This is a genomic window from Acidovorax sp. GW101-11A03, from assembly GCF_059424825.1.
In genome coordinates this window covers 1-11,071 of the sequence record NZ_JBWKZU010000016.1, presented here as the reverse complement: position 1 = coordinate 11,071, position 11,071 = coordinate 1, and the positions used below count along the sequence as shown (strand labels likewise).

Below are 11,071 nucleotides of genomic sequence, written 5' to 3'. Positions count from 1 at the left end.
AACGCGTCCAACCGAACCCTCACCATGACAGACATCGACGAGCTCCTGAACGAAGCACCGACTGCGCAGCCCTGCGGTCCGGAAATGACTTATGCAGCGGAGTTTCTGGCGCTGGAGCAGCTGGCCCGCGGGAAGGTAGAACAGCAGTACGGCGACACCATCATTCCTGCAGAAGACCCGGACTGGCAGTCAGTCGAAAGCAGTGCCTTGCAGTTACTCAAACAGAGCAAGGACATGCGCGTCGCCGGCTTGCTGTGCAGGTCGTGGACGAACACCGAAGGGTTTGTCGGGCTGGCCTGCGGACTGGAACTGATGGGCGCGTTGCTGGAGAAGTACTGGGATGACGTCCACCCCTTGCCCGAGGACGGTGACTACTTCATGCGGATGAACGCCGTTGCCATGCTCAACGACGTCACCGGCCTGCTGCGCGAATTGCGGCAGACGGAACTCCTCGCCTCCAACGTTGGCCACTTCACCGTCCGCGACGCTGAGGCGCTGGCACGCGGACAGCGCGCGGAATCGAATGCTCAGCTGACCTTGGACCAACTGCGCCTGGGCATAGCGCATGCGATGGAACAAGGGCATCCGCCGCTCCTCGCGGTGTCGCGCGCAAAAGAGGCGCTCGAGAAACTGGTGCGGCTGTGCGGCGAAAAGCTGCCCCACCACCAGCAGCCAGATCTGGCCAACATCCAGTCCCTGACAACGCTGCTCAATGCCCAGCTGCCCAAGGAGAAACCAGGGGCCGAGGTTCCCGTCGATCCGGCCGATACGGCCGAAAGCCCCGTTGCCGGCACCACCATGCCGGTAGCTGGGCTGGAAATTAGGAGCCGGGAAGACGCGATCAAGCAATTGGTCAAGATCGCCGAGTTCCTCGAGTCCACCGAGCCCACAAACCCCGCCTCGCTCCTCATCCGCCGATCCGCAAAACTGATGGGCATGAGCTTCATCGACATCCTGCGCGAACTCGCCCCACAGAGCCTTCAGCAGATCGAGGTGATCACCGGAGTACAGCCCGAACAGACCTCCTGAACTACGAACTGTAACAGTCGATTCACTGGCTGATCGGATACTGAAAGACCGAGGCGACATCACTCTTCGGCGCACCCAGGCCGCATGAAATCATGCGCCCGCCGTGCCCCGAAGGAGATCCTGCACAGCAGGCACCTCAATGTTCATGCCCTGGACATTTCGCCGTGGCAGGACAGCCCAGGAACGATTCGTTTCGGTCACGACAAACCGTAGCGAATTCACACAACTTTGTAAGCATTTGAACCAGATGCCCGCGTGAGCCCCGGGGCGTCTGTCAGCAGGCCAAAAAACTTGAGAGAGGTAAACCATGTCAATCACCAAAGTGGGAAAAAGCGGACAGAAGTTCATTGCCAGAAACCGGGCACCGCGTGTGCAGATCGAGTACGACGTGGAAATCTACGGCTCGGAGAAGAAGGTGCACATTCCCTTTGTCATGGGGGTGATGGCCGACCTCTCGGGCAAGCCTCTGGAGAACCTGCCTGAGATCGCTGACCGCAAGTTCCTGGACATCGACATCGATAACTTCGATGCCCGCATGAAGTCCATCAAGCCCCGCGCATCGTTCCTGGTACCGAACACTCTCACGGGCGAGGGCTACCTGAGCGTGGACCTTACCTTCGAAAGCATGGATGACTTCTCGCCTGCCGCAGTCGCACGCAACATCGGCCCACTCAACGAACTGCTGGAAGCCCGCACGCAGCTGCACAACCTGCTCTCCTACATGGACGGCAAGCAGGGCGCCGAAGAGCTCATCCGCAAGGTGCTGCAAAACCCTGCACTTCTCAAGTCGCTGGCCACCAGCGCCAAACCAGCCACTGAGCCTGCCAACGGCCCAGTCCAGAACGACGCCGCCTGAGACCCCGCGAACGGAGATTACCCATGAGCGCAGTAGCCATCAACGAATCATCCACAGCCCAGTCGCTGGAAGGCCACGACTTTGCAGCCTTGCTGAACAAGGAGTTCAAGCCCAAGACCGACCAGGCACGCGACGCCGTCGAGGCGGCGGTCCAGACGCTGGCGCAACAAGCCCTGGCGTCTGTCGCCACCATTTCCAATGACGCCTACCAGACCGTCCAGGCCATCATCGCGGAGATCGACCGCAAGCTGTCCGAACAGGTCAACCTGGTGATCCACCACGCGGAATTCCAGAAGCTCGAGGGCGCCTGGCGTGGCCTGCAGCATCTGGTGACGAACACCGAGGTGGACGAGATGCTCAAGATCCGCGTGATGAACATCTCGAAGAAAGAGCTGCACCGCAATATGCGCCGCTACAAGGGCGTCGGTTGGGACCAGAGCCCCATCTTCAAGAAGGTCTACGAAGAAGAATACGGACAGTTCGGTGGCGAGCCCTTCGGCTGCCTGGTGGGTGACTACCACTTCGACCACAGCCCGCCGGACGTCGAGCTGCTGGGCGAGATGGCCAAGGTGGCTGCCGCTGCCCACTGCCCCTTCATCTCCGGCGCATCGCCTGCACTGATGCAGATGGATTCGTGGCAGGAGTTGGCCAACCCGCGCGACCTGACCAAGATCTTCACCAACACCGAGTACGCAGCCTGGCGCAGTCTGCGCGAGTCCGACGACTCCAAGTACATCGGCCTGGCCATGCCGCGTTTCCTGGCGCGCCTTCCCTATGGCGCCAAGACCAACCCGGTGGACGAATTCGACTTCGAAGAAGAAACCGCGAGCGGCAACCACAGCAAGTACTGCTGGGCCAACTCGGCCTATGCCATGGCGGTGAACATCAACCGGTCCTTCAAGTACTACGGCTGGTGTACGTCCATCCGAGGTGTGGAGTCTGGCGGGGCGGTGGAGAACCTGCCCGCGCACACCTTCCCGACGGACGATGGCGGCGTGGACATGAAATGCCCCACCGAAATCGCCATCAGCGACCGCCGCGAGGCCGAGCTGGCCAAGAACGGCTTCATGCCCTTGGTCCACCGGAAGAACTCGGACGTTGCAGCCTTCATCGGCGCGCAGTCGCTCAACAAGCCCGCAGAGTACTACGACGCCGACGCAACGGCGAACGCGAACCTCTCAGCACGGCTACCCTACATGTTCGCGTGCTGCCGCTTCGCCCACTACCTCAAGTGCATCGTGCGCGACAAGATCGGTTCGTTCAAGGAGCGCAGCGACATGGAGCGCTGGCTCAACGACTGGATCATGAACTACGTCGATGGCGATCCGTCGAACTCCTCGCAGGAAACCAAGGCGCGCAAGCCGTTGGCCGCTGCCGAGGTCGAGGTGAACGAAGTGGAGGGCAACCCGGGGTACTACACGTCCAAGTTCTTCCTGCGCCCGCACTACCAGCTCGAAGGCCTGACTGTGTCACTGCGGCTGGTGTCGAAGCTGCCGTCCGTCAAGGAAGCCAGCAACTGATCCCGGCCAGTTCAGGGGTGGTTCTCTGACTCCGAGGCATCGTGTCGGCCACTGGTCAGCGCGATGCCCATATCTACAGTGGCAGGCGCCCCGGCGCTCGACCACACACACCTTGAGCAACCCACCGCGCGGACCACATCCGCCAGGAACACGAGCGGATGCCCCAAGGCGCAGCAAAAACATGCGGGCACGCGGTTGCTCAAAAGGGCCAAGCACGGTCGAGCGGACAGCTGCGTGCCAGGCTGCGGCCCCTCCAGCCTCCTTGTCCGCACCTAGTAGTGCCATGCATGCCATCACCTCAACGAGTTTCCAACGTGACTTCTGTTGTACTTTTTGATTCCCAAAGCCCGCTGGACCTTCAGATGAACCGCGTCAAGGAAGCGATCCGGGCGGAACCTGCACAAGCACCGCTGCGCACGTTCTACTTCCAGTTGCTCGCCGTGCTCGGAGACTGGAACAAGGCGCTGGCGCAGCTGCAGATGTGCGCGCAGCTGGACCCCAAAGCCATACCCATGGCTCAGGCCTACCGTGAGGCCTTGCGCTGCGAGCTGCTGCGCAAGGAAGTGTTCGAAGGTCAGCGCACGCCCTACATCCTCGGTGAGCCGCCCGCCTGGTTGAGCTACATGGTGGATGCGCTGAAGGCGCAAGCCCACGGATCGCACGACGCTGCGCTGAAACTGCGCACACAGGCCTTGGACATGGCGCCTGCCTCGGCAGGTGCCATCAATGGCGATGCGTTCGAATGGCTTTGCGACTCGGACTCTCGACTCGGCCCCGCCTTCGAGCTTTACACCAACGGCTGCTACTACTGGGTGCCTTTCTCCGCCGTGCGCAGCGTGACACTGGACAAGCCGTCAGACCTTCGCGACCTCGTGTGGCAACCCGCCGAACTGGCACTCGCGAACGAGAGCACCCTGCGCGGCCTCATACCGACACGCTATCCAACGCAAGAGGGTGACGACGACAGCCTGCGGCTGGCACGCCGCACCGAATGGACGGAACTCGGCGGCGAACATGTTGCGGGCCGGGGCCAGCGGGTACTGATTTCCGACCAAGGCGACCACGCCTTGCTCGACATCCGCACGATCTCCTTCAACGCCTGACGCGGGTTGCCATGCTGACCAGGCGCCAAAGCGGTTTCGGCACGGAGAAAGATCGCCTGCAGCCAGCTTTGCTGGACCGGCTGACCGACCACGAGCCCACCCGCCGCACCGAGCAGGCCGACGCGGTCTACGTCACCGAGGCGCGTCTGCGCGCCGCACTGCTGCGCGACCTGGGCTGGCTGCTCAATGCAAGCAATGCGTCAGGGCACATCGACTTCGACGGCCTGGCGCACGCAGAGCGATCCACACTCAACTACGGCATGACCCCCTTGGCGGGCAAACTCCTGTCCGATCTGGACTGGAAGGACGTCGAAGCCAACGTGAGCCGGGCGATCCTTGCGTTCGAGCCCCGCGTGCTACCGGAGTCGCTAACAGTGGCGCTGCTGCCCTCGTTCGACTCACTGAACCACCACAACACCTTGCAGTTCGAGATCAGATGCCAGTTCTGGTCCATGCCCTATCCGCTGGAACTGCTGCTCAAGACCAGCCTGGACCTGGAGACCGGCCAGGTGGTGGTGTCCGACCTCAGAAGCTGAGAGTGAAAGCCGTGCAATGAATCCGCGCCTGGTCGAGTACTACAACCGCGAACTCGCATACCTGCGCGAACTGGGCGCCGAGTTCGCTGCGGCCTTCCCAAAGATCGCAGGGCGCTTGGCGCTGCGCGACATGGACGTGGCCGACCCGTATGTCGAACGGCTGCTGGAAGGCTTCAGCTTCCTCACGGCCCGGGTACAGATGAAGATGGACGCGGAGTTTCCGAGGCTGTCGCAGCGCATCCTCGAAATGGTGTGCCCGCACTATCTGGCCCCCACTCCCGCGATGGTCATCGTCCAGATGTCGCCCAGCGAAACCGAAGGCAACGTGGCTGACGGTTACTGCCTGCCAGCGGGCAGCATGCTGAGGTCCCGCAAGTCCAACGACGACCAGACGCCGTGCGACTTCCGCACCGGGCACGATGTGACGCTCTGGCCCGTGTCCCTCACGCGTGCAGCACTGGGCGGCCCGCCGCTGGATGTTCCGCTGGCCCGCTTCGGCCTGCCTCAGGAGCCCGCAGGGCATCTGCGGATGGAATTCGAAACTCAGGGTGCGACCGATTTTTCGCGCCTGCCGATGGACCGGCTCGACTTCTACATCCATGCCACCGACACCGTGGCTTCCCACCTGCAAGAGGTGCTGCACCACGCGCTGCAGGGCATCGTGGTGCATGACGTGCAGGACCCCGGCAAGGTGTACGGCTACCTGCCGGCCCAGGCGTTGCAGGCGGAAGGCTATGAACAGCGACAGGCACTGCTGCCCTACTCGCACCGCGCGTTCCAAGGCCACCGGTTGCTGCACGAGTACTTCGCCTTTCCGCCCCGTTTCCGGTTCTTTTCCATACAGGGCCTGGCCGCTTCGCTCAGGCAGGTTCCCTCGCGGCGGCTGGCAATGACGCTGCTGCTGCGCAAGGCCCGTCCGGACCTGGAGCCAGTCGTGGACGCACAGAACTTCCTGTTGCACTGCACTCCGGCCATCAACCTCTTCGAACGCATGGCGGACCGCATCCACGTGTCCGCAGATGTGAACGAGTACCACGTGGTGATGGAGCGCACACGGCCGCGCGACTTCGAGGTGTACAGCGTTCTCGGGGTCACGGGGCACCAGGAGGGCCAGATCAACGACCGGGAGTTCGTTCCCCTCTACGCCTCCGTGCACGGCATCAGGTCGGAAGACCAGGCGTACTTCGCGGTACGGCGGGAGCCCCGGCTTTTTTCGGAGCACGCGGTGCGCTTCGGTCCCCGCACCCAGTACCTTGGCAGCGAGGTTTTCCTGTCGCTGGTGGACCAGCAGGCAGCCCCGTTCTCCGACGATCTCAAGCAACTGTCCGTCCGCACGCTGTGCACGAACCGGGACTTGCCGCTGCTCATGTCCACCAACCAGGCTGAGGGCGATTTCATCACGCTCGATTCGGCCCCCATTGGCGCCATCCGCACCATCGCGGGCCCCTCACGGCCCGTGGGCAGCATCGCCGAAAACGAAGTCACTTGGCGGCTGATTTCCCACCTCTCGCTGAACTACCTCGCGATGACAGACCTCTCCGAGCAAGAAGGGGCAGCAACCTTGCGCGAGCTGATGAACCTCTATCTGGCCCTCGGAGACCATGCGCTCGCGGGCCAGGTCGCGGGACTCAAAGAAATGAGCATCCGCCCCATCACCCGGCGCCTCACGCAGCACAGGCAGCTGGTGTACGGCCGCGGTGTGGGCGTCACTCTGACGGTGGACGAATCCTCCTTTGCCGGCGTCAGCGCCTGGCCGCTCGCTTGCGTGCTGGAGCGCTTCTTCGCACGCCATGTGGGCGTGAACAGCTTCACGGAGCTGTCTCTGCACTCCCGGCAGCGTGGGCCTGTCGCCACATGGGACGTGCGGCCCGGCCAGAGGCCCAACACATGAGTCGCATGGCACCGCCCACCCTGCCGCAGGCAGGGCAACGCACCGGTGAACCAGTCTTGTGGCGGCGGCTACGCCACGACCCGCATGCCTTCGATCTGTTTTTCACACTGCGCTGGCTCCAGGCTCACCATCCCGAGCAGCCGCGTCTGGGCCGCGCCGCCCGCCCGCAAGCCGAGCCCATCCGCCTGGGACAGGACCCGTCGCTCGCTTTCGCGCCCGCGACCATTGCAGAACTCCTGCCCCCCACCGCAGGCCAGCCAGAGCGCCTGACGGTCTGGAACTTCGGCCTCTACGGCCCCAACGGGCCCATGCCAACGCACCTGACGGAATATGTTCGGGAGCGCCAGCGCCAGTACGACGACCCCACGCTCGCACGGTTTTCCGACATCTTCCACCACCGGCTGCTCCTGCTCTTCTTCCGCGCCTGGGCCGATGCCCAGCCCACCGTGTCGCTCGACCGGCCGGGCGACAGCATGTTCAGCCGACACCTGGCCAGCCTCATCGGGATCGGCGAGCCGTCTGCGCGCCAGCGCGACGCCGTGCAAGACCACGCCAAGCTGCACATGGCCGGGCACATGACGCGGTCCACCCGCAACCCGGAAGGGCTGCAACGTGCCATCGGCAGCTACTTCGGGGTGCCGGTAGTGATGCAGGAGTACTGCCTTCACTTCCTGGCACTGGAACCATCGCAACAGACCCGCCTGTCGCGACAGCCGTGCAACTCCCAACTGGGCGTGGACACGGTGGTCGGTTCACGGGTGCCGGACGCCCAAAGCAAGTTCCGCCTGCGCATTGGTCCCATGACGCTCGCCCAGTACGAGTGTTTCCTGCCCGACCAACCCGATTTCAGGGCCCTGGTGGATTGGGTGCGCAACTACCTGGGCATCGAATACGCCTGGGATTTCGAACTCGTATTGCAGCGGGAGGAAGTGCCTGGCACACGCCTTGGCGGTGGCACCCGGCTGGGCTGGACCAGCTGGATGCTCGATGGCCCTGCGCCCCGCGACGCGAATGACTTCCGCCTGGACCCGGAAAGCTGGTTCCAGTCCCGCGGCCACCGCGTCATCGCCCGAACAGTGCCAGCGGCCACCCGCTAGCGGCCGCCCCACACACAACCCTTCCAGCATTTTTCTCTTCAACGCACCGTCACCACGCCCATGTCAGAGATCAGCCGCCTTGCCCTGTTCGGAAAACTCAACCCCCTGCTTTTCAAGTCGCTCGAAGGCGCCACCGTGTTTTGCAAACTGCGGGGCAACCCTTACGTGGAGCTGGTGCACTGGCTGCACCAGCTGCTGCAGGAGAACGATTCCGACCTGCTGCGGATCTTCCGCCACTTCGAAATCGATGCCGAGCAGCTCGCCGCCGATGTGCTGCGCAGCCTGGACCGGCTCCCCCGGGGCGCTACATCGATCTCCGACTTCTCGGACCAGATCGAAACGTCGATCGAGCGCGGGTGGGTCTATGCCACATTGATGTTCAACGAGTCGCAGATCCGCAGCGCCTACTGGCTGTCGGGCATGCTGCGCACCCGGGCACTGGCCAACGAGCTGCGGTCCATCTCCAAGGAGCTGGAAAAGATCAACGAACCCGCGTTGAGCGATGCATTTCCCAAGGTGCTGCCGCACTCGCCGGAGGCCAAGTTGCAAGCGGCCGATGGCTCAGGTCTGCAAGGAAGCCCCGGCGAGGCCAGCGGTGCGACGCCGTCGCTGGGCGCGGGCAAGCAAGAGGCGCTGCAGCGATACACGGTGGACCTGACTGAGCGCGCCCGCAAAGGCGAGCTTGACCCGGTGACTGGGCGTGACGAGGAGGTGCGCCAGATGATCGACATCCTCATGCGCCGCCGTCAGAACAACCCCATCCTGGTAGGCGAAGCGGGTGTCGGCAAAACCGCCGTGGTGGAAGGCCTGGCACTGCGCATTGCATCGGACGACGTCCCTCCGCCGCTGCGTGGCGTTCAGCTGCGCGTCATGGATGTCGGCCTGCTGCAGGCCGGCGCCAGCATGAAGGGCGAGTTCGAAAACCGCCTGCGCTCGCTGCTGGACGAGGTGCAGGCCAGTACCACACCCATCGTGCTGTTCATCGACGAAGTGCACACGCTGATCGGAGCCGGTGGCCAGGCGGGCACGGGCGACGCTGCCAACCTGCTCAAGCCCGCGCTGGCCCGTGGCGTGCTGCGCACCATCGGCGCCACGACCTGGGCCGAATACAAGAAGTACATCGAAAAAGACCCAGCGCTGACCCGGCGCTTCCAGCTGGTGCACATCCACGAGCCGGATGAGCCCAAGGCCGCCCACATGCTGCGCGGTGTGGCCGCCAAGCTGGAAGCTCACCACAAGGTGCGGATCGCGGACGAGGCCGTGGTGGCTGCCGTCAGCCTTTCGCACCGGTACATCCCTTCGCGCCAGCTCCCGGACAAGGCCGTGAGCCTCATCGACACGGCCTGCTCCCGCGTCGCCATGGCCCTGACAGCGACACCCGCGCGCCTGGAAGCGATCACCCGGCAGCAAGACGCTCTCCAGGTGGAACTCGACGTCGTGCAGCGCGAAGCGGAACTGGGCCTGGCGGACGCGGGCCGCCAGGACGAACTGACGGCCACATTGGAGCGCCTGGAGCAGGAACGCAGCACGCTGGCCGAGCGGTTGGGCCGCGAAAGCGAGCTTGCCCAGCGCATCGTCCAGGCAGAGGCTGCGTTGATGGTGGCACGCCTTGCCCGCACGCAGGGCGAAGCCGTCGCCCCGGCAGAGCCTTCCGTCACTGCACCGACCGTCACAGCATCACAACTGGAAGCGCTGCGCAATGAGCTTGAGGCCCTGCAAGGTGATGACCCACTGCTGCATCCTGTGGTCGATGCCGGTGTCGTGGCTGCCGTGGTCGCCGAATGGACTGGCATCCCGGTCGGCCGGATGGTGCGCGACGAAGTGAAGTCGGTACTGACGCTCGCACAAACATTGGAAAAACGGGTGATCGGACAGCGCCACGGCCTGGAGGCCATTACGCGCCGCATCCAGACGGCCCGCGCGCAGCTGGACAACCCCAGCAAGCCCATCGGCGTATTCCTGCTCGCGGGCCCGTCCGGTGTGGGCAAGACTGAAACCGCGCTGTCCTTGGCCGAAGCCCTGTATGGCGGCGAGCAAAACCTCATCACCATCAACATGAGCGAGTTCCAGGAAGCGCACACGGTCTCCACACTCAAGGGGGCGCCTCCAGGCTACGTCGGCTACGGCGAAGGTGGCGTGCTGACCGAAGCCGTGCGGCGCAGGCCCTACAGCGTGGTGCTGCTCGATGAAATCGAGAAGGCCCACCCCGACGTGCACGAAATGTTCTTCCAGGTGTTCGACAAAGGCTGGATGGAGGACGGCGAGGGTCGCTACATCGACTTCAAGAACACCGTGATCATCCTGACCTCGAATGTCGGCTCGGAGCTGATAGCCGGCATGTGCAGTGACCCGGAGCTGGCCCCCACACCAGAAGCCTTGGCCAAGGCCGTGCGGCAACCCTTGCTCGACAAGTTTCCCGCCGCACTGCTGGGACGCCTTACGGTGGTGCCTTACTACCCCATCTCCGATGAGATGCTCGAGCAGATCATCGGACTGCAGCTGCGCCGTATCCAGGCCCGCATCCAGGCCAACCACGGCGCACAGTTCCAGTTCGACGACCGTGCGGTGCAACTGATCCGCGAGCGCTGCAGCGAAGTCGAATCCGGGGCACGCATGATTGACGCGATCCTGACCCAGAACCTTCTCCCTCGCCTCGCGATGGAGTTCCTGCAGGCCTCGGTGGATGCGAAATGCATCGACCGCATTGACGTGAGCGCTGCCGACAACGACTTTGTGATCCGCTACACCTGATTCCAAAAGCCCTTTCTCGCCAGTCCACGCCACTATGCCCAACGACCGCCAGCTACGCGACCTGTTCCAGATCCCCCGCGCCACCAGGGCTTCGCCAGCCAGCGCGCCCACGCAGAGCAGTAGAGCATGCGACATGCATCGACCGCATCGCGGACTGTGCGGACCGCGCAGGCTGTGGGCTGCCGGACTGCTCGCACTGACGCTGACCCCGATCGGACCGGTGCACGCGGGGCTGCTCGACGGTCTGGGTCGGGCGGGCGAGGTCATGAGCCGCGGTGAGGGCGCGGT

9 protein-coding genes are annotated in these 11,071 nt (G+C 63.9%); all 9 read left to right on the top strand.

Annotation, left to right across the window (positions count from 1 at the left end):
* Positions 1–24: 24 nt before the first annotated feature.
* Entirely contained in the window at positions 25–1,029 is a 1,005-nt protein-coding gene (gene tssA / locus AC07Z7_RS09025) for a type VI secretion system protein TssA (protein ID WP_494766066.1), read from the top strand.
* Between the two features lie 307 nt (positions 1,030–1,336).
* Positions 1,337–1,885, top strand: coding sequence for a type VI secretion system contractile sheath small subunit (gene tssB, locus AC07Z7_RS09020; protein ID WP_094289072.1), 549 nt, complete (start codon positions 1,337–1,339; stop codon positions 1,883–1,885).
* A 23-nt stretch (positions 1,886–1,908) separates the two neighbouring features.
* Entirely contained in the window at positions 1,909–3,405 is a 1,497-nt protein-coding gene (tssC, locus tag AC07Z7_RS09015; RefSeq protein ID WP_094289074.1) for a type VI secretion system contractile sheath large subunit, read from the top strand.
* A 314-nt stretch (positions 3,406–3,719) separates the two neighbouring features.
* Positions 3,720–4,508 (top strand): type VI secretion system accessory protein TagJ, encoded by a 789-nt coding sequence (locus tag AC07Z7_RS09010; protein ID WP_494766065.1) that lies wholly within the window; start codon positions 3,720–3,722, stop codon positions 4,506–4,508.
* An 11-nt stretch (positions 4,509–4,519) separates the two neighbouring features.
* A complete protein-coding gene (gene tssE / locus AC07Z7_RS09005; protein WP_094289078.1) occupies positions 4,520–5,044 on the top strand; it encodes a type VI secretion system baseplate subunit TssE in 525 nt (174 codons plus the stop codon).
* Between the two features lie 16 nt (positions 5,045–5,060).
* The gene (tssF, locus tag AC07Z7_RS09000; RefSeq protein WP_494766064.1) at positions 5,061–6,935 is read left to right on the top strand and encodes a type VI secretion system baseplate subunit TssF; all 1,875 of its coding nucleotides are present in this window, start codon (positions 5,061–5,063) and stop codon (positions 6,933–6,935) included.
* Entirely contained in the window at positions 6,932–8,032 is a 1,101-nt protein-coding gene (tssG, locus tag AC07Z7_RS08995; protein WP_494766063.1) for a type VI secretion system baseplate subunit TssG, read from the top strand. Before tssF ends, tssG begins: the two co-directional genes overlap by 4 nt.
* Before the next feature lie 60 nt (positions 8,033–8,092).
* Positions 8,093–10,783: a type VI secretion system ATPase TssH gene (tssH, locus tag AC07Z7_RS08990; protein ID WP_494766062.1), complete on the top strand. Its 2,691-nt coding sequence runs from the start codon at positions 8,093–8,095 to the stop codon at positions 10,781–10,783.
* Positions 10,784–10,817: 34 nt separating this feature from the next.
* Positions 10,818–11,071, top strand: a 254-nt coding sequence (locus AC07Z7_RS08985) for a hypothetical protein (RefSeq protein WP_494766061.1), incomplete at its 3' end; no start/stop codon positions are given.